The 19534-nt window shown below is 62.8% G+C and carries 17 protein-coding genes, 1 tRNA gene and 1 pseudogene; 9 read left to right on the top strand and 10 right to left on the bottom strand.

The features are described 5' to 3' along the window. Window positions 1-16 precede the first annotated feature (16 nt). The 4 genes from D3F03_RS01210 to asd form a co-directional block, all read right to left on the bottom strand. Entirely contained in the window at window positions 17-2716 is a 2700-nt protein-coding gene (locus D3F03_RS01210; RefSeq protein WP_119107549.1) for a cation-translocating P-type ATPase, read from the bottom strand. Beyond that, complete coding sequence (locus D3F03_RS01215) at window positions 2706-3752, bottom strand: sodium:calcium antiporter (protein WP_119107550.1); 1047 nt, start codon at window positions 3750-3752, stop codon at window positions 2706-2708. Before D3F03_RS01215 ends, D3F03_RS01210 begins: the two co-directional genes overlap by 11 nt. Before the next feature lie 94 nt (window positions 3753-3846). Then, entirely contained in the window at window positions 3847-5838 is a 1992-nt protein-coding gene (locus tag D3F03_RS01220; protein WP_119107551.1) for a peptidase U32 family protein, read from the bottom strand. 7 nt (window positions 5839-5845) lie between these two features. After that, window positions 5846-6712, bottom strand: coding sequence for an archaetidylserine decarboxylase (gene asd, locus D3F03_RS01225; RefSeq protein WP_119107552.1), 867 nt, complete (start codon window positions 6710-6712; stop codon window positions 5846-5848). Between the two features lie 276 nt (window positions 6713-6988). Here asd and infA point away from each other — a divergent pair, with 276 nt between their 5' ends. From infA to D3F03_RS01240, 3 genes are all read left to right on the top strand, one after another. Beyond that, a complete protein-coding gene (gene infA / locus D3F03_RS01230) occupies window positions 6989-7237 on the top strand; it encodes a translation initiation factor IF-1 (protein ID WP_119107553.1) in 249 nt (82 codons plus the stop codon). A 74-nt stretch (window positions 7238-7311) separates the two neighbouring features. Continuing rightward, a tRNA-Pro gene (locus D3F03_RS01235) sits at window positions 7312-7388 on the top strand. An 84-nt stretch (window positions 7389-7472) separates the two neighbouring features. Next, window positions 7473-8237, top strand: coding sequence for an acetyltransferase domain-containing protein (locus D3F03_RS01240; RefSeq protein WP_119107554.1), 765 nt, complete (start codon window positions 7473-7475; stop codon window positions 8235-8237). Between the two features lie 51 nt (window positions 8238-8288). Here D3F03_RS01240 and D3F03_RS01245 read toward each other — a convergent pair whose 3' ends face one another. The 6 genes from D3F03_RS01245 to D3F03_RS01270 form a co-directional block, all read right to left on the bottom strand. Next, a complete protein-coding gene (locus D3F03_RS01245) occupies window positions 8289-9074 on the bottom strand; it encodes a peptidylprolyl isomerase (protein WP_119107555.1) in 786 nt (261 codons plus the stop codon). Window positions 9075-9142: 68 nt separating this feature from the next. Continuing rightward, a complete protein-coding gene (locus D3F03_RS01250; RefSeq protein WP_119107556.1) occupies window positions 9143-9382 on the bottom strand; it encodes a BolA family protein in 240 nt (79 codons plus the stop codon). Window positions 9383-9411: 29 nt separating this feature from the next. Next, window positions 9412-9966: a septation protein A gene (locus D3F03_RS01255; RefSeq protein ID WP_119107557.1), complete on the bottom strand. Its 555-nt coding sequence runs from the start codon at window positions 9964-9966 to the stop codon at window positions 9412-9414. Window positions 9967-9991: 25 nt separating this feature from the next. Further along, entirely contained in the window at window positions 9992-10405 is a 414-nt protein-coding gene (gene msrB / locus D3F03_RS01260; RefSeq protein WP_119107558.1) for a peptide-methionine (R)-S-oxide reductase MsrB, read from the bottom strand. Next, window positions 10402-11889: a protein adenylyltransferase SelO gene (locus D3F03_RS01265; protein WP_119107559.1), complete on the bottom strand. Its 1488-nt coding sequence runs from the start codon at window positions 11887-11889 to the stop codon at window positions 10402-10404. The genes msrB and D3F03_RS01265 overlap by 4 nt, the downstream gene beginning before the upstream one ends. Before the next feature lie 169 nt (window positions 11890-12058). Further along, the gene (locus D3F03_RS01270; protein ID WP_119107560.1) at window positions 12059-12745 is read right to left on the bottom strand and encodes a Crp/Fnr family transcriptional regulator; all 687 of its coding nucleotides are present in this window, start codon (window positions 12743-12745) and stop codon (window positions 12059-12061) included. A gap of 159 nt (window positions 12746-12904) precedes the next feature. Between D3F03_RS01270 and D3F03_RS01275 the strand changes: the two are divergent. The 6 genes and pseudogenes from D3F03_RS01275 to D3F03_RS01300 all read left to right on the top strand — a co-directional run. Beyond that, window positions 12905-13282: pseudogene (locus D3F03_RS01275) on the top strand (ABC transporter substrate-binding protein); the annotation flags it as partial. A 42-nt stretch (window positions 13283-13324) separates the two neighbouring features. Continuing rightward, entirely contained in the window at window positions 13325-14962 is a 1638-nt protein-coding gene (locus tag D3F03_RS01280) for a 3-(methylthio)propionyl-CoA ligase (protein WP_119107562.1), read from the top strand. 129 nt (window positions 14963-15091) lie between these two features. Continuing rightward, window positions 15092-16330 (top strand): branched-chain amino acid ABC transporter substrate-binding protein, encoded by a 1239-nt coding sequence (locus tag D3F03_RS01285; RefSeq protein ID WP_119107563.1) that lies wholly within the window; start codon window positions 15092-15094, stop codon window positions 16328-16330. 105 nt (window positions 16331-16435) lie between these two features. Next, window positions 16436-17383 carry a branched-chain amino acid ABC transporter permease gene (locus D3F03_RS01290; RefSeq protein ID WP_119107564.1) on the top strand — a complete coding sequence of 316 codons (948 nt, stop codon included), beginning with the start codon at window positions 16436-16438 and terminating at the stop codon, window positions 17381-17383. Between the two features lie 4 nt (window positions 17384-17387). Continuing rightward, window positions 17388-18680: a branched-chain amino acid ABC transporter permease gene (locus D3F03_RS01295; protein ID WP_119107565.1), complete on the top strand. Its 1293-nt coding sequence runs from the start codon at window positions 17388-17390 to the stop codon at window positions 18678-18680. A 31-nt stretch (window positions 18681-18711) separates the two neighbouring features. After that, entirely contained in the window at window positions 18712-19533 is an 822-nt protein-coding gene (locus D3F03_RS01300; protein ID WP_245960459.1) for an ABC transporter ATP-binding protein, read from the top strand. Window position 19534 lies beyond the last annotated feature (1 nt).

Genomic DNA, 19534 nt, shown 5'->3' on the forward strand with positions numbered 1-19534 from the left:
ATGGTCGAACCATTGGCTATGAGCTTATCTGGCGGCCTGGCTTACGGCGCAGGGCTTTTTCAATCTCCGCCGCGCCATAGACAGCGGCGGCGGCGCCCAGGCAGATCAGCAGTTCGGGCAGGCTCAGGGGCTGGGTCTTGAAGATGGGGTTGAGAAAGGGCACATAAATGGTGGCCAGTTGCAGAAGAAAGGTCAGCAGCACGGCCCCCAGCAACGGGCGGTTGCTGCACAGGCCAAGCCGCCACAGGGGTTCGCTCTCGGACCGGATGGCGAGCACATGCGCCATCTGGGCCAGCGTGAGCACGGTGAACACCATGGTCTGCCAGTGGGCGTGGCCGGTGTGCAGGGCCCAGGCCTGCACCGCCAGGCACAGTCCGGCAATCAGCAGGCCCATGAACAGGATGTGCTGCCACATGCCGTGGGCAAACAGGCTTTCGTCCGGCGCGCGGGGCGGGCGCCGCATGGTGCCGCGTTCGGCCGGTTCGGCGGCCAGTGCCAGGCCGGGCAGGCCGTCGGTGACCAGGTTGACCCACAGGATGTGAATGGGCAGCAAGGGAATGGGCAAAAAGAGCAGGGGCGCGAGGAAAATGGTCCAGATCTCGCCCGAGTTGCCCGTCATGGCATAGCGCACAAACTTGCGGATGTTGTCGTAGATGCGCCGCCCCTCGCGGATGGCCGCGACGATGGTTGCGAAGTTGTCGTCCAGCAGCACCAGGCTGCTGGCTTCACGTGCCACGTCGGTACCGCCGCGCCCCATGGCCACGCCAATGTCGGCCTGTTTGAGGGCGGGTGCATCGTTCACGCCATCGCCGGTCATGGCGACGAAATGGCCTTGGGCCTGCAGTGCCTGGACGATGCGGATTTTTTGCGCCGGATCGACCCGTGCGTATACCTGTACCTGCTCGACGCGCGCACGCAGGACCGCATCGTCCAGCGTGGCCAGGTCCGCGCCGGTCAGGACAGGGGCATCGCTGCGCGTCACGATGCCCAGGCGGTGTGCAATGGCGCGGGCGGTGGCGGGATGGTCACCGGTGATCATCACGGGGGTGATGCCCGCGCTGATGCAGTCGCGCACGGCGGCCATGGCTTCCGGGCGAGGCGGGTCGATGAGTGCGATCAGGCCTAGCAACTCCAGCTGGCTTTCCATGGCATCGAGCGCGTTGGTGTCGGGCAGGCGGTCATGGCTGCGCCGGGCCAGGGCCAGTACGCGCAGGCCCTGCGCGGCCAGACGAGAGGCCGTGGCCAGCGCACTGGCGCCGTCGAGCGGGGTGCTGCCCTCGGGTGTCCATTGCGTGGCGCAGCGCGGCAGCACCGATTCGGGCGCTCCCTTGGTGTAGGCAACGAAGCCTGCGCCCTCCCGGTGAAAGGTGGTCATGCGCTTGCGGTCCGAATCAAAGGGCTGCTCCTGCACGCGTGGGCAGGCGTGGTCCAGCTCGGCTTTGTCCAGTCCGCCAGCGTGCGCGGCCAGCACCAGGGCCGTCTCGGTGGGGTCACCGGTCCAGGTTGCGCCAGCGTCGGGCACATCGCAGACGCCGGGCTCGTTCTGTCGGTGGCGCGTGGCGTCATTGCACAGCGCAGCGGCGCGCAGCGCCTCGCGGTGTATGGCGCTGGGCAGAGTGTCGCCGGGGAACCAGGGCTGCTCCTGCACCACCAAAAGCTCTGCGTGCATGCAGTTCTGTGTGAGGGTGCCCGTCTTGTCCGAGCAGATGGTGGTCACCGAGCCCAGCGTTTCGACCGATGGCAGGCGGCGCACCAGGGCATGCACCGCGACCATGCGGCGCGCGCCCAGCGCCAGCAACACCGTGACCACGGCGGGCAACGCCTCCGGGATGGCCGCCACGGCCAGGCTGATGGCTGTGAGCGCCATCAGCAAAGGGGCCTCGCCGCGCAGCACGCCGACCACAAAAACAATGGCACAGATCCCCAGCACGGCCAGCGCCAAGCGCTTGCCGAAGGCGGCCAGTCGCAACTGCAGGGGGGTGTTGCGGTCGTCGCTGTCGAGCAGGCGTGCGATTTTGCCCAGTTCGGTGTGCATGCCCGTGGCCACCACCAGCCCGCGGGCCCGGCCATGGGTCGCCGTGGTGCCCTTGAAGGCCATGTTGGTGCGGTCGCCAAGCGCAGGGGCTTCTTGCTGTGCCAGGGGGGCGGTCTGCTTGGCCACGGTGACGGATTCGCCAGTCAGCGCGGATTCATCCACGTGCAACTGCGTGATGTCGATGAGCCGCAGGTCGGCAGGGATCTGGTTGCCGGCCTCCAGCAACACAATGTCGCCTGGCACCAGGCTGCTGGCGGGCACCACCTGGACCGCGCCACCGCGCAGTACCGTGGCGTGTGCTGCAGCCAGTTGCCGCAGGGCGGCCATGGCCTGGTCGGCGCGCCAGGCCTGAACGAAGCCGATCACGGCATTTAGAACGACGATCACCAGGATAACCAGGGTGTCGGTCAGCTCTCCCACCAGGCCCGAGACCACGGCAGCGCCCAGCAGCACCAGCACCATGAAATCCTTGAACTGCTCGGCCAGCAGTGCCACTTTGCTGCGTTGCGGGGCGCCGGCCAAGGCGTTGGCGCCGTGCTGCGCGGCGCGCCGCTGGGCCTCCTCGGGGTGCAGGCCGCAACCAGGATCGACCCCATGGGCCTGGACGAGGTCATGGACTTCACGCAGATGCGCCGCTGCGGACGCGGCGGTCGGGGGGCGGGGTGCCGGGTCAGGTGCCATGCAGAAAAATGACGTAGGTGTTGAGCAGGTACACCGCCGTCAGGGCCAGGCTGATGGCACCGACGGCACGCAGCACCCGGTCGCGGGGACGAAAGAACAGGCCGACCACCGCCAGGCCGGTCATCACGATGGCAGAGGTGGCGGTGACGGCATGCACCAGCGACACATCGGCCAGCAGCGCGCCCGGGCGGTAGAAAAGATCGTCCACTGCAATGATGGTCACGTTGAACAGGTTGCTTCCCAGCAGGTTGCCGATGGCCATGTCCAGCGCGCCCAGGCGCAGGGCCGACAGCGTGACGGCCAGTTCTGGCAAGGTGGTGGCCATGGCCACGAACAGGCTGCCGACGAAACTGCGATTCCAGCCCATGGCATGTGCCAGGTCGACCGCGGCAAAGGGCAGCCACAGGCCCGCCCCCATCACGACCAGGGCGGATACGGCAAAGCGCACGATGGCCCTGCGCAGTGGGGGGATTGCCGCGTCGAGGGTGGAGGCGGCGTTGTCATTCGCCTGTTCAGCCGGGTGGGTGCGCTCGTAGACGAAGACCACCTTCATGGCCACCACGTAGAGCAGCAGCATGACGGGCGTCATCAGGCCCAGATTCCAGCGTGGCGCATGGGTCGTCGGCTCGGTGGAAGTCGGCGACAGTTGGCCGATCAGCAGGCCCAGCAGCAGAAAGCCCAACAGCACGACACCAAAGGCGGCGGCCAGCACATGGCCGCGGCTGGCACGGCTCCAGACGGGTTCGCGCCGGTGCACCATGTCAATCACCACCAGGAATGCCAGGTTGAGCACGCAACTGCCCAGGGCATTGCCTACGGCGAGGTTGGGAGCGTGGGCAAGAGTGACACTGGTAATGCCGGTGGCCAGTTCGGGCAGCGACGTCACGCTGGCGATCAGTGTCAGGCCAATCCAGTTCCCGGAGAGCCCCGTGCGCCGCGCAATGGTGTCGCCCGCAAGGGACAGCTGGTAGCCTGCCGCGCCGATCAGCGCAGCGCAGGCAAGAAACGCAAGCCAGACCGCAGCGGGGGAGTTCATGCCTTCAGCCGCTTTCTGCCGGGAGCGCGGCCATCTGTGCAGAAACCGATAAACAGGGCATCAGGAGCGGGATCTCAGGGCGGGGAGGTGGTGGTCATGCAGGACGGTGGGGCCGGGTCGTGTAGAAGGTCAAGGGTATTTCGCGGCCTTGCTGAAGCACATGGCGCTTGATCTTGCCCATGACGTGCATTTCACAGGGCTTGCAGTCAAACCGCAAGGTCAGGCGCTCGTTGCCGTTGATCAGTGTCAAGGGTTCTGCCCGGATCGTGCCCTGCACACCGGTGACGCCCTTGGCCTGCTTGGGACACAGGCTCATCGAATAGCGCACGCAGTGTTTGGTGATCATCAAGCTGACCTCGCCGTCCTCTTCGTGGCTTTCGTAGGCGGCGGCGATCACCTTCACGCCATGGCGCGCATAGAAGTCGCGTGCCTTGTGGTTGAACACGTTGGCGAGGTAGGAGAGCGTGTCCTCGGGGTAGGGCGCCGGTGGCTCGACAGGCGTGGCGCGCGGCAGGCGTTCGAATCCGGCGGCGCGCGCAGCTTCGAGCTCGGCCAGGGCGTCTCGGCGCAGCGCATTGAGGCCGGAGGCAGGTACAAACCAGGGCTGCGAGAGCTGGAGTGCAATGTCGTGTACGGCGAAGAGGCTGGCGCCAAAGCGCCCGAGTTGCTCGCGCAGGCTGGCCTCGGCGCGGGCTGCGTCCTGTGCTGGTTCATGGGGCAGGGTGGCCCGGGCCGTGCCGGTGAAGCCGTCCTCGTCGGTCAGCGTGAGAGCGAAGCCGTTGCCCGTTTCGGCAAACTGCGCCCACAGGCCGATGCGTCGGTCGCTGGACTTCTTCTCCAGCGTGCGCACCCAGTCCATGTCGCGGTTGCGGTTGACCTCGGCTCCCTTGCGCAGGTCCTTGAAACCCTCCATCGGGTCTTTCGGGAACACACGCCACTGCCGTCCATCGCGCGGGGACACGGGTTCGGCGCGGTTGATCTGCAGGCCCACCAGTTCCTTCTGCAGGTCGTAGTAGCACAGGCCGTCGCCGTTGTGCAGCACGGTGACCGGGTTGCTCACTTCGATTTCGACGAAGTGGGGCCCCAGTTTGGTGACCCAGCCGATGGCCTGGCCTGGATTCTTGGGCGTGTCGAACGCGCCAATGTCTTCCTTGCGGCCGTTGACGAAGTAGTCGGTGAACTCGCGGTTGAAATTCTGCAGCGGGTCGGGCGTGAAGGTGAACGTGGTGCGGCCGCTCGACGCGCGCGCCAGCGGGTCGCCCGAGGTCTCGCGCTCGTCGAGGATTTCGTCGAGCAGCTTGCGGTAGTGGGCGGTGATGTTCTTCACGTAGCCCATGTCCTTGTAGCGGCCCTCGATCTTGAAGCTGCGCACACCGGCGTCGATCAGGGTGCGCAGGTTGTCGCTCTGGTTGTTGTCCTTCATCGAGAGCACATGCTTGTCGTGCGCGATGAAGCGCCCCTGCGCGTCGGTCACCTGGTAGGGCAGGCGGCAGGTTTGGCTGCAGTCGCCCCGGTTGGCGCTGCGGCCCGTTTGCGCATGGCTGATGTAGCACTGGCCGCTGTAGGCCACGCACAGCGCGCCGTGGATGAAAAATTCGATGGCGCAGCGCTCGGGATCGGTGGCGGTGCGTACGGCGGCGATCTGCTGCACGGTCAGTTCGCGGGCCAATACGATCTGGCTGAGCCCGGCATCTTGCAGAAAGCGCGCCTTTGCGGGCGTGCGGATGTCGGTCTGCGTGCTGGCGTGCAGCTGGATGGGCGGCAGGTCCAGCTCCAGCAGGCCCATGTCCTGGATGATGAGTGCATCGGCGCCCGCGTTGTAGACCTGCCAGGCCATTTGGCGCGCGCCCTCCAGTTCGTCGTCGCGCAGGATGGTGTTGAGCGTGATGAAGACGCGGCTGCCAAAGCGGTGCGCGTGCGTGATCAGGCGTTCAAGGTCGCGAATGTCATTGCCTGCCGTGGCGCGTGCGCCAAAGGCAGGGCCGCCGATGTAGACGGCATCGGCGCCGTGGTTCACGGCCGCGATGCCGATGTTGGCATCGCGGGCGGGAGAGAGCAGTTCGATCTGGTGCGGTTGCAGGGACATGGCCGGATTATCCGGCGCCCCCCGCTCCTGTGCTGCGCTCGGCCATGGTTTGACCCAGGCGCACGGCGCCCCCGCTCTCCCAGTGGGCGCTGAAGTGAAAGGGGCCACTCGGGAACAGCAGCACGACGGTGGAGCCAAGCTGAAAGCGCCCCATTTCCTCCCCCTTCTGTAGCACGACTTTGCCTTCCGGGTAATCCCAATGGCGCAACACGCCCGTGCGTGGCGGGTTGACAAGACCGTGCCACACCGTGGCCATGCTGCCCACAATGGTGGCGCCCACCAGCACCATGACGAATGGGCCTTGCGCCCCCTCAAACACGCACACCACGCGCTCGTTGCGCGCAAAGAGCCCCGGCACTCCGCGCGCGGTGACCGGGTTGACCGAGAACAGGTCGCCCGGCACATGCACCATGCGGGTCAAGCGCCCGGTGCAAGGCATGTGGATGCGGTGGTAGTCGCGCGGGCTCAGGTAAATGGTGGCGAACCGACCATTGTTGAAACGCGCGGCCAGCGCAGCATCGCCGCCCAGCAGTGCGGTGGTCGAATAGTGGTGGCCCTTGGCCTGAAAAATCTGGTCCTGCTCGATGGCGCCGAACTGGCTGATGGCGCCATCCACCGGGCAGACCCATTCGGCCGCCGACATCGGCCGCGCGCCCAGCCGCAGTGCGCGCGTGAAAAAGGCATTGAAACTGGGGTAGGCCGACGGGTCCGCATGTTCTGCCTCGGTCATGTCGACGTCGTAATGCGAGACGAAGGCACGCACCAGGGCGGTGGTGAACCAGCCTGCGCGGGCCGAGGCAATCTTGCCGGCGAGTGCGGTCAGCGCCTGTTTGGGCAACAGATACTGGAGGGAGACAGCGAGCGAGTCGGACATGGCGGGCAGGGATGGCGAGTGTGGCGGGCGATTCTATAGAGCAGGCTGCGGTAACTGTGTAGTCAGACAGGGTATGTCACGCTACAATAGAAGGCTTAGGGCTTGCGCCCAGCCTGTCCATTGAAGCCGTCACGCCGGCCTTCCCACCGAGCTGCGCTGCGGGTGCAGCACCCCCCGAACGCAATGCACAGAGGCCTGCTCACGCCGAGCAGGCGGCGCACGCGGTGGCGGGTGCCGCAGCGCCGATGGATGAAATCGTTTACCAGAGATTGAAAAATGGCCAAAGAAGAACTCATTGAAATGCAGGGCAGCGTCACCGAGGTGTTGCCTGACTCGCGCTTTCGCGTGACGCTGGACAACGGGCACCAACTCATCGCCTACACCGGCGGCAAGATGCGCAAGCACCACATCCGCATTCTGGCGGGCGACAAGGTCTCGCTCGAACTCTCGCCCTACGACCTCACCAAAGGCCGCATCACCTTCCGCCACCTGGCAGGGCGTGGTCCTGGCCCATCGCAACGTTGACGCTGTAAATTTCTTTTCGTTATGGGTCTTTTGCCGCAAATGATGCTCATGGCGCAGGTTAGAATACTAGCTGTCGGAGCGTAGCGCAGCCTGGTAGCGCATCTGCTTTGGGAGCAGAGGGTCGCGAGTTCGAATCCCGCCGCTCCGACCACCGAACCGAGGACTTGCAGCATGCGCTGCAAGTCCTTTTTTCTTGTCCAGACGACAATTCGCATCCTGCTGCTGCGAATGGCCCATGCCCACATTGCCCGATCCCCGAATAGACCGCTACGATGCCATTGATGCCCTGCGCGGTCTCGCAATGGTGTGGATGACGGTGTTCCATTTCTGCTTTGACCTGAGCCACTTCGGCTGGTGGCACCAGGACTTCTACCGCAACCCTGTTTGGACGTGGCAGCGCACCGCCATCGTCAGCCTGTTCCTGTTTTGTGCCGGCCTTGGGCAGGCCGTGGCACAGTCGCGCTCGCTCGGGTGGGAGCGCTTTTTTCGCCGCTGGCGGCAGATAGCGGGCTACGCACTGCTGGTGTCGGCTGGCTCCTGGCTGATGTTTCCTCGCAGCTTTATTTATTTTGGCGTGCTGCATGGCATGGTGGTCATGCTGCTGATTGCACGGCTGAGCATGGGCTGGGGGCGGTGGCTGTGGCCCGCGGGCTTGCTGGCCTTGCTGCTGCCCTTGGTGGCGCATGCCATGCTGACAGGGCCTTTTGCCCACCTGGCGGGCGCGTTGGATGCGCGGTCGCTGAACTGGCTGGGACTGATTACCCGCAAACCCATCACCGAAGACTACGTGCCGTTGTTCCCTTGGCTGGGCGTTTTGTGGTGGGGCCTGGCGGCAGGGCAGTGGTTGCTCGTGCACCAGCGGCGCTGGCTGGTGTCACCGGTGCCTGCCGTGGCATCACCGTTGGCACTGCTTGGGCGCTGGAGCCTGTCGTACTACATGGTGCACCAGCCGGTGATGATTGGGGTGCTTCTCGCCACTGGCTGGTTGCTTGGCCGTTAGCCATAAAAAAACGCGGCCGAGGCCGCGTTTTTGAATAGCGCGAAACCGGGTTTATTCAATCTTGGCTTTGGCGCGCAAATCTTCCTGGAACTTGGCGAGCTTCTGCTGCTGCAACTGCTGTGCGATCTGGGGTTTGACGTCTTCCAGCTTGGGCAATTGGGCCTGGCGCACGTCGTCCAGGCGGATCACATGCCAGCCGAACTGGGTCTTGACCGGGGCCTGCGTCATCTGGCCTTTTTGGAGCTTGATCAGTGCTTCGGTGAATTCCGAGACGTAGCTGCTGGGGTTGGCCCAGTCGAGGTCGCCACCCTTGGCGCCCGACCCTGGATCCTTGGACTGCTTCTTGGCGATGTCTTCGAACTTCGCCCCCTTCTTGATCGAAGCGATGATCGCCTTGGCTTCTGCCTCGGTGGGGACCAGGATGTGGCTGGCCTTGTATTCCTTGCCGCTGTTGGCGGCGACAAATTTGTCGTACTCGGCCTTGATTTCGGCGTCGGTGACGGGGTTGTTCTTCTGGAAGTCGGGAAACAGCTCGCGGATCAGGATGGTCTGGCGGGCCAGTTCCATCTGCACCTTGAAATCAGGGTCCTTGTCGAGATTGCGCTTGGCGGCTTCCTGCAGGAAGATTTCGCGTGCAATCACTTCGTCCTTGATCTGCTTTTCGAGCTCGGGGGTGATGGGGCGGCCCGAACGCTCAACCTGCTGGCGCAGCACATCGGCGCGCTCTTTGGGGATGGCCTGGCCGTTGACCACGGCAATGTTCTGGGCTGCCACAGGCAATGCCACGGTGCCCAGCAAGGCTGCGGCCACAAGGCCGGACAAAAGCTGTTTCTTCATTCGAAATCCAAAAGGTGGAAGGGGTGCCGGCAGATTGCCGGCGAGCCGCAACGCGTTTCCGCGTGGGATCAAAGAACTTCGATGGCGATGGCGTGAGCGCCCCGGTCGATAAATTCTTGCAGCGCATCATACACAAGGCGGTGCTGCTTCACCCGGGAAAGGCCGGTAAGCGAAGGTGACGCAATGCGCACCCGGAAATGGGTGCCAAAGCCGGTGCCATTGGCGCCGGCGTGTCCTTCGTGCTGGTAGCTCTCGTCAAGCACCTCAAGTTGGGTAGGTTGGAGGGCTGTATTCAAGGCAGCCTGCATGGCGGGGGCGGTAATGGGGGTGTCGTTCGTCACGGCTGAGCGTCCTTTTCGGGTTCGGTGTCCTTCACGTAGCGGCTGAGAAATGCGGCCTGTGCCAGCACGAAGGCCAGCATCAGCCCCAGGCCGCCAAACAGTTTGAAGTTCACCCAGGTGTCGGTGTCAAAGTGGAAGGCCACCCACAGGTTAAGCACGCCCATGGCGGCAAAAAAACCGGTCCAGGCCCAGTTCAGCGCATTCCAGGCGCTCTCTGGCAGTTCGATTTGTGCGCCCATCAGACTTTTGATCAGGTTGCGGCGAAACAGCAACTGGCCCACCAGCAGGGAACCGCCCATCAGCCAGTACAGCACGGTGGGCTTCCACTTGATGAAGGTATCGCTATGCGAAAGCAGTGTGGCGCCGCCAAACACCACGATCACGCCCAGGCTCACCCATTGCATCGGTTCGACCTTGCCATGTTTGTGGCGCAGGTAGGCAATTTGCACGATGGTGGCGGCGATGGCCACGCCCGTGGCAGCAAAAATGCCCCAGAACTTGAAGGCCACAAAGAACAGGATGATGGGGAAGAAGTCGATCAGCAGTTTCATGGGCAGGTGCCGTTGGATGGTCTGTTCAGGTGGCGTCGGACGCGAAATCAAGCGATGCGGAATTCATGCAGTAGCGCAGCCCGGTCGGGGCAGGGCCGTCCTCGAACACATGGCCGAGGTGCGAGCCGCATTGTGCACAAACCGTTTCCACCCTCCGCATGCCATGGCTGAGGTCGACGTTTTCCCGGATGGCGCCCGGCACGGCCTGCGAGAAGCTCGGCCAGCCACAGCCGGCGTCGAACTTGGTGCCGGCATCGAACAGCTTGTTGCCGCAGCAGATGCAGTGGTAGCTGCCGTCCGCCCAATGGGCTTCGTATTTGCCCGTGAAAGGGCGTTCGGTGGCAGCGTGGCGCGTGACGTTCATGGCGCCGGGTTCTGCCCCCTTTTCACGCAGCACGGCTTGCCACTCGGCTTCGGACTTCTGGATAGGAAAGGTCATGATGAGCAACTGATGGACAGGTGGGACGCCCAATCGGGCGGGGGCAGGGCGTAGGCTTCGTCGCCGGGGCGCTCATCAAAGGGATGGGCCAGCAGCATTTGCAAGCGGTCAATCTCGCTGAAATCGCCCGTATTCGCCTGTCGGATGGCCTGTTCCGCCAAGTAGTTCCGCAGCACATAGGCGGGGTTGGTTTTTAGCATCAAATTGGCCGCTAGCGCACGGTCTGTCTGCGCAAGCAGCTCTGAATACGAGAGCAACCATTGGTCGAACGCCGCGCGGTCGGCAAACAGGTCGCGCACGGGCTCGAAATCGCCAGCCGCCACGGCGTGCGAGATCCGCCGCCAGAAGATGGTGGTGTCCACCGCGTTGTCGGCGAGCAGGCGCAGGATGCCGTCCATGACCACACTCTCGTCGGCAAGTGGCGCAGGCAAGCCGAGCTTGGCCCGCATGCGCGCCATGAGCGCACGGGGAAACACTTGCTTGTAGGAGTCCAGCGCTTCGACCACGCGCGCAGGCTCGCCAATCAAGGGCTGCAGCGCTTGCCCCAGACAGAAGAGATTCCAGTAGACGACATTGGGTTGGCGGTCAAATGCGTAGCGCCCCCTATGGTCGCTGTGATTGCACACATGGTTGGGCACATAGGCGTCGAGAAACTGAAATGGTCCGTAGTCAATAGTCAGGCCCAGGATGCTCATGTTGTCGGTATTGAGCACACCATGGCAAAAGCCGACCGCCTGCCACTGGGCTACCAGCGCCGCAGTGCGCTCGCTCACTGCCCGCAGAAAATCCGCGTACGGGTTGCCCAAGGCGGCACCCGCGCGGCATTCGGGGTAGTGCCGTGCGATCACATGGTCGGCCAACTGCCGGAGCGCATCGTGGTTGCCAGCAGCGGCAAAGTGCTCGAAATGTCCAAAGCGCACAAAACTCGGCGCAGCGCGCGTGACGACAGCGGTGGTCTCCATCGTTTCGCGCCGCACCCGCAGGGGCGAGCCAATGAGCGCCAGTGCCCGCGTCGTGGGAATGCCCAGCGCCTGCATGGCTTCGCTCACCAGAAACTCACGAATGCTCGAACGCAGCACCGCCCGCCCATCGCCCATGCGCGAATAGGGCGTCAGGCCGCTGCCCTTGAGCTGGATTTCCATTGGCCCTGTAGGCGTTTCCACCTCGCCCAGCAGGATGGCCCGGCCATCTCCCAATTGCCCGGCCCAGACACCGAACTGGTGGCCGCTGTACACGCTGGCCAGGGGAGTGCTGCCGTGCAGGGGGGTATTGCCGCTCAGGGCGTGCAATGCCGCGTTCGAGTGCAGCCAGTCTGGATTTAGCCCGAGCTCTTCCGCCAGCCCCGTGCTGGTGCCGACCCAATACGGGTTGGGCAGGGGGGTTGGTTGTAGCGGGGTATGGAAAGCTGGCCCCAGAGAGGCGAAGCTGTTGTGCCAGGACAGACCGCAATCGGCCCGCTCCAGGGGCGCTTCAGGCTGGTTCATGCGTCCATTCTCCCGCAGGGAGCAAGCTGCGTGGCGTGCAGGGCTATCCTGGGTGACGGGACGACTGGCCGTGGGCAGGCGGCTGGGCGCGGTATCGTCCCGGACCACGCCAATGGATGGACCTGCCGATTTGCGCGTGGGTCAGGCGCAGTGCGATATTGCGGGCTATTTAGTCGCCAGCTGTGGCCGCCAGATGCGCCGCAAGCGCGCCGTCGTCCACGATGGCCACTCGCCCGAAGTCCAAAGACACGATGCCCGAAGCTTCCAGCGCGCGCAGCACGCGGTTGACGGTCTGGCGCGACAGGCCGCACAACTGGCCGAGTTCTTCCTGCGTGAGGTTGAGCCTGCGCGTGCTGCGCCAGAACAGGCGGCTGAGGTACAGCGCCACGCGGTGCTCTGTCGAGCGCATGCGACCGGCTTCAATGATGGCCATGGCCTGGCCCAGCCGCAGGTTCATGTGCAGCACCAGAAACTGGTTGAATGCCAGGCTGGTCTCGCGCAGGGTGGCGAACAGGGGAAGAGGCAGGCACAGCATGCGCGTAGGGCGCAGGGCCACCACGTCGTACTTGCGCGGCTCGGGTTTCATGGCGGAGCCTTCACCGAACCAGTCGCCGTCGGACACGCCAATGAAGGCCGATGCGCGCCCCCTGGACGCTGGACTTTGCAGCATGACCAGCCCCGACAGCACGGCGTGCCAGCCCTCCACGGCGGAGCCTGCCGGCAGCATGACGTCGCCCTTGGCGCCTTCGGTGAAATACACGCCGTGGCGCAGTTGTTCCTGCAGATCGGTCGGCACAGAGGCAAACCAGGGTTGGCAGGCAATGAAACGTTCCGCAGAAGGGGTGGCGCCAAACATAGAGGGATTGTCGCGGTATGTTTGCACGCCAGCGCGGGAAAACCCGCTGTAAATGTCAGGCAGGCGACAAGTGTTGGAGTTCCCTTCCCGGCGACGGACACTGCGCTGCCTTTGCGTCGGGTGTGATGCAGGAGCCGTGCAGCCCGCTTCTACGCCACTTCGGTAATGGGAACCCAGTCCACCATTCAGGCGCTGGGGCCGGATGGCGTGGGGGTGGTGGTGACATCGGTTGTACCGTTCCCCTGGAGCCAGAGCCTGCCCGTCGCCCAGGAATACCGGGAACTGTTGAAAAAAGCCGGAATGCAAGAAACGGTGTCTTTTATCGGACTGGAGGTTTTCATCAATGCCAAGGTGCTGGTCGAAGGCTTGCGCTGCGCTGGCAAAGACCTGACACGGCCCCGCTTCATCCAGGCCCTGGAATCGCTGCAGCAGTTCGATGTGGGCGGTTTCGAGGTGAATTTTGGCAAGGGGGTACGCCAGGGTTCGCGCTTTGTGGATTTGACCATCGTCGGTGCGGGCGGCAAGTTCACCCGTTAGGATGGTCCTGTTTTTGTGATATGAAAAGCTAAAGGAGCACTTATGCTGGGTTTAATGCAGAGTCAGCCACTCTTGATTTCGTCGTTGATCGAGTTTGCCGAGCGGCACCACGGCGACGGCGAAATTGTCTCGCGCCGTGTCGAGGGCGACCTCCATCGCTACACCTACCGCGACCTTGCCGCGCGCTCGCGCCAGCTTGCCAACGCGCTGGACCAAGCGGGCCTGGCGTTTAGCGACCGCGTGGCCACTCTGGCCTGGAACGGCTACCGCCATATGGAGATGTACTTTGGCGTGAGCGGCTCGGGGCGCGTGGTGCACACCGTCAACCCGCGCCTGCACCCCGAGCAGATTGCGTGGATCATGAACCACGCCGAAGACCAGATTCTGTGTTTTGACCTCACGTTCCTGCCCCTGGTGCAGGCGGTGCACGCCAAATGTCCCACGGTGAAGAAGTGGGTCGCCCTATGTGATGCCGACCGCCTGCCGCAGGACAGCGGCGTGCCTGGCCTGGTGAGCTACGAAACCTGGATTGGCGCGCAATCCGCCGAATACGTCTGGCCGCAGTTCGATGAGAACACGGCTTCGAGCATGTGCTACACGAGTGGCACCACCGGCCACCCCAAGGCCGCGCTCTATAGCCACCGCTCGACTGTGCTGCACGCTTACGCCGCTGCCTTGCCGGACGTGATGTGCCTGTCTGCCCGCGATGCAGTGCTGCCCGTGGTGCCCATGTTCCACGTTAACGCCTGGGGCATTCCATATTCGGCGGCGCTCACGGGTTGCAAGGTCGTTTTCCCCGGCCCGGCGCTCGATGGCAAGTCGATCTATGAACTGATTGAAGCCGAGAAGGTGACCTACGCCGCTGGCGTGCCCACGGTATGGCAGATGCTGCTCGGCCACCTGCGCCCGGCGGGCCTGAAGTTCAGCACGCTCAAGCGCACGGTGATTGGCGGCTCGGCCTGCCCGCCGGCCATGATTACCGCGTTCCAGGACGAATACGGCGTTGAGGTGCTGCACGCTTGGGGCATGACGGAAATGAGCCCGCTCGGCACGCTGTGCACGTTGAAAAACAAGCAGCTGGAATTGTCCAAGGACGAGCAGATGAAGATCCTGCAAAAGCAGGGTCGGGCGATCTACGGCGTGGATATGAAGATCGTCGATGGGGACGGCAAGGAACTGCCCTGGGATGGCAAGTCCTACGGCGACCTGCTGGTGCGCGGCCCGTGGATCATCGAGAGCTATTACAAGGGAGAAAACCCACTGGTGGCTGATGCACAGGGCCGCGGCTGGTTCCCCACGGGCGACGTGGCCACCATTGACGCTGACGGTTTCATGCAGATCACCGACCGCAGCAAGGACGTGATCAAGTCGGGCGGCGAGTGGATCAGCTCCATTGACATCGAGAACATCGCCATGGCGCACCCAGCGGTTGCCATGGCCGCCTGTGTCGGTATGCCGCACCCCAAGTGGGATGAGCGCCCCATCGTCGCGATCGCGCTCAAGCCCGGCGCCGAACTCACGCGAGAAGCATTGCTCGCTTTTTATGAGGGCAAGACCGCGAAATGGCAGATTCCCGACGATGTGGTGTTTGTCGACGCCATCCCGCTGGGCGCCACGGGCAAGATGCTCAAGACGCGCCTGCGCGAGCAACTCAAGGGATACAAGCTGCCAGGTCTTTGAGGCATTCGGACCGCGCTCGGTTCACGGGGTGAAGTCGCCTGTGCGATAGGCCATAAGGGCATTCCCTGTGCCCTGAGCGTGCACCACCGGTTAGGCTGAAGTCGTTCGTTAAACACTAGGAGACAAGGCGTGAATTTTGCTACTAAAACACTAGCTGCAAGCGTGCTGTTGATAAGCGCTGGAGGCGTATTTGCTCAACAGGGTGAGACGGTCAAGATCGCAATGATCGAGGGGCTGTCTGGCCCCTTCGCCAATGTGGGGCAAAACCAGCTCAAGAGCTGGCAGTACGTCGCCGATTATTTTTCCGGCAACAAGAATCCTGCGGGCGTGACGTTTCAGATCAATGCCTTTGATTCGGGCGGCTCACCACAGGGCGCGGTGACCCAGTTGAAGGCGGCCATTGATCAAGGCTATCACTACATCACCCAGGGCAACGGGTCGGGAGCCGCGCTGGCACTGGAGCAGGCGGTCACCAAGTACAACGAGCGCAATCCTGGCAAAGAGGTTGTCTACCTCAACTACGCTGCAGTCTCTCCAACCCTGACCAACGAGGATTGCAGCTTCTGGCATTTCCGTCTTGACGCCGATACCACCATGAAGATGGAGGCACTCACCACCTTCATGAAAGACAAGCCGGAAGTCAAGAAGGTGTACATGCTGGACCAGGACTACTCGCACGGGCACGAGGTTTCCAAATACTTCCAGGCAGACATCAAGCGCAAGCGCCCAGATGTGCAAATTGTCGGCGATGACTATGTGCCAATCGGGCATGTCAAAGACTTTGCGCCCTACGTGGCCAAGATCAAGCAGTCGGGCGCCGACGCCATCGTGACCGGCAATTGGGGTGCCGACTTGACCCTGTTCGTCAAGGCCCTGGGCGAAGCGGGTCTGAATTTGCCGATGTACACCTATTATGCAGGTGTCTCCGGCACGCCGACGGCGCTTGCTGCCCTGGGGGACAAAACCCAAGTCTACGTAGTGTCCTACGGTTACTCCCAAACGACAGGCGAGCTGGGCAAGGTCGTTGAAGGGTTCAAGAAAAAGTACAACGACGACTTCTATACCTTTGCCATTTACAACGGCATCAAGCTGCTGAACGCCGCAATGGTCAAAGCCAAGTCGACCAATTCGGTCAAGGTGGCGCAGGCCTTGGAAGGCATGGAAGTTCCAAGCTTTGCGGGCGAGGTCACGATGCGCAAGTCGGACCACCAGTTGCAGCAAAGCCTGTTCATCACGAAGTGGGAAAAGGTCAGCGCCAAGTACCCCTACAGCAACGAAAACACGGGCTACACCTTCGCCCCGATCAAGCAGTTTGAGCCCTATGTCTCAAGCACGCCCACCAGCTGCCAGATGAAGCGTCCTGGCTGAGGCCAGGCCTGCGGCGGCGGAGCAAGCCGGGATTGCCATTGTCATCCCGGCTTTTCTATTTCTGATCGACCTTGTATTCACGGCCTTTGACCAGACGGGTGCTGCATGGAGTTTTACGTTATTTCGATTTTGAACGGGCTGAGCTACGGGTTGCTCCTGTTCATGCTGAGCTCCGGGCTCACGCTGATTTTCAGCATGATGGGTGTGCTCAATTTCGCCCACGCAAGCTTCTACATGCTGGGGGCATTTTTTGCGTACAGCACGACGCGTGTGATCGGTTTTTGGCCGGCTCTGCTGATCTCTCCGCTGCTGGTCGGCCTGATAGGCGCCGCGTTTGAACGCTACTGTTTGCGCCGGGTGCACAAATTTGGCCATGTGCCCGAGTTGTTGCTGACCTTTGGGCTGAGCTACATCGTTGTCGAGCTGGTGCAACTGGTGTGGGGCCGCGGTTCGGTCGACTACCGCATTCCGACCGTGCTCAGCGGCCCGCTGTTTACCCTGTACGGCATTCAGTTTCCGATTTATCGCGGCTTCATGATGCTGGTGGCGCTTTTGATGCTGCTCAGCACCTGGCTGCTGCTTACGCGCACCCGCATTGGTCTGGTGATTCAGGCTGCGTTGACCCACCCTCAGGCTGTTGAGGCCCTGGGTCACAACGTACCGCGTGTTTTCATGCTGGTTTTTGGCGGTGGTGCTGCGCTGGCGGGGTTGGCAGGGGTCATTGGTGGCAATGCTTTCGTGACCGAGCCTGGCATGGCGGCGGCCGTGGGCGCCATCATTTTCGTGATCGTGGTGGTCGGCGGCATGGGCTCGTTGGCGGGGGCTTTCCTCGCGTCGCTGCTCATTGGCGTCATTCAAACCTTGGCGGTGGGCATTGACAGCACTCTGCTCGGCGCCGCGAGTTTTCTGGGGGTTCACATCACCCCAGACACCTTTGGCTATCCGGTATGGAGCATGCGGCTCAGCCAGGTGGCGCCGATCCTGCCTTACCTGCTCATGGTTCTGATCTTGATTTTCCGGCCCAAGGGTCTTATGGGTACACGAGAGGGCTGACCGCATGCGATCCAAGGTTTATCAATTCAAGCCGCTGAATCTCGGGCGGTTCGTGATTTGGGGCGGTTTTGCACTGGTGTTGCTGGTGGCTCCCCTGGTATTTACCAGCGGCCTCAGCCAGACCATGCTCTGCCAGATGGGCGTGGCCATCATCGTCTGCCTGAGCTACAACATGTTGCTCGGGCAGGGCGGCATGCTGAGTTTCGGCCATGCCGTGCACTCGGGTCTGGGTGCCTTCCTGGCGATCCACGTGCTCACGCTCGTGGATGCTGGCACCCTGTATGTCCCTGTGAGTCTGATTCCATTGGTCGGTGGCTTGGGCGGCTTGGCCTTTGCCGTGCTGATGGGGTGGGTGACGACCAAAAAGGCTGGCACTACGTTTGGCATGATCACTTTGGGCATCGGCGAACTGGTGGCGGCCATGTCGCTGATGTTCCCGGGCGTGTTTGGCGGTGAGGGCGGTATCTCGGGCGACCGCGTCACTGGTTTGCATCCGCTGGGCATCACATTTGGCCCGCAGATTCAGTTGTACTACCTGATCGCGCTCTACACCTTCGTCTGCACGGCACTCATGTTTGCTTTTACCCGGACGCCATTGGGACGCATGCTCAACGCCGTGCGCGACAACCCCGAACGTGTTGAGTTCGTCGGCTACGACACGCAGATGGTGCGTTACATCGCTTTTCTGGTGGCCGGGTTTTTTGCGGGTATCGCAGGCGGGCTCGCTGCGCTGAACTTCGAACTCGTCACTTCTGAGGTGGTCAGTGGCTACCGCTCGGGCGCCTATTTGTTGTTCACGTTCCTGGGCGGCGCCACGTTCTTCTTCGGCCCCATCATTGGCGGCGTTCTGATGGTGCTGGCCACCATCGTTCTGAGCGAGCTGACTCGGGCCTGGCTGCTTTACTTGGGACTGGCGTTTCTGTTGATGGTCATGTATGCGCCTGGCGGCATCGCGAGCCTAATCATGATGAACGTGCGGGTGGCCTCATTTGGCAGGTTGCGGCCCTTGCTGATCCACTATCTGGCCTTGGCGGCAACGGCACTCATCGTCCTGATCGGGGCCGCGGCCCTGATCGAAATGATCTACCACGTGCAACTCAATATCGGCCAGGGACCAGGCACGCCGTTCATGGGCATGGTATTGAACACCAAGGCGATGAGCGCCTGGCTGGGCGCAGGCTTCGTGACGCTCGTGGGTGTCGCGCTGTTTGAGGTAGCGCGCAGAAAATTTGCGCGCCAATGGAGCGCCGCCCAAGAGTACATTGAAGACCAAACCAACGGGCGGGGGGCTCTGTAACATGGATACGGCGCCAAATCACACCAACCATGTGAACGTAACCCCTGGGGGCAGTGGCGCGGCACAAGCCGCGCACGGACAGGCCAATTACGCACTTGAACTCAAAGACCTGCGCAAGCGCTTTGGCAAGACCGAAATCATCCGCGGCGTCAACCTTGCCGTCAGGGCGGGTGAGCGCGTCGCCATCATCGGGCCCAATGGCGCCGGCAAGTCCACGCTGTTCAACCTGATCAGCGGCCGTTTCGAGCCCACCAGCGGCGAAGTGCTGCTCAACGGCCATCGCATCAATGGCAAGCGGCCGTTCGAGATCAATCGCCTTGGCCTGTCGCGCAGTTTTCAGATCACCAACATCTTTCCCAAGCTCAGCGTGTTTGAAAACTTGCGCTGCGGCGTGCTCTGGAGCCTGGGCTACAAGTACACCTTTCTGAAATTTCTAGCGAATCTGCATGACGCCAATGCGCGCGCCGATGCACTGATGAAGATGATTCGACTTGACACGAAGCGCGATGTGCTTGCCGTCAACCTCACCTATGCAGAGCAGCGCGCGCTAGAGATTGGCATCACCATCGCAGGCGGTGCCAACGTGATCCTGCTCGACGAACCCACGGCAGGCATGAACAAATCAGAGACAGAGCGCTTTATCGAACTGATCAAAGAGGTGACGGTCGGAAAGACCCTGCTCACCGTGGAGCACGATATGGGGGTGGTGTTCGGCCTGGCCGATCGCATCGCGGTGGTGGTCTATGGAGAGGTGCTGGCATTCGACACGCCGGACGCCGTACGCGCCAATGCGCGGGTGCAAGAGGCGTATTTGGGCTCCTCGGTGGCCGACGCCCAGGCGGAGGGCCACTGAC

The sequence above is a fragment of the Simplicispira hankyongi genome, from assembly GCF_003570885.1.
Taxonomy (GTDB): Bacteria; Pseudomonadota; Gammaproteobacteria; order Burkholderiales; family Burkholderiaceae_C; genus Simplicispira; species Simplicispira hankyongi.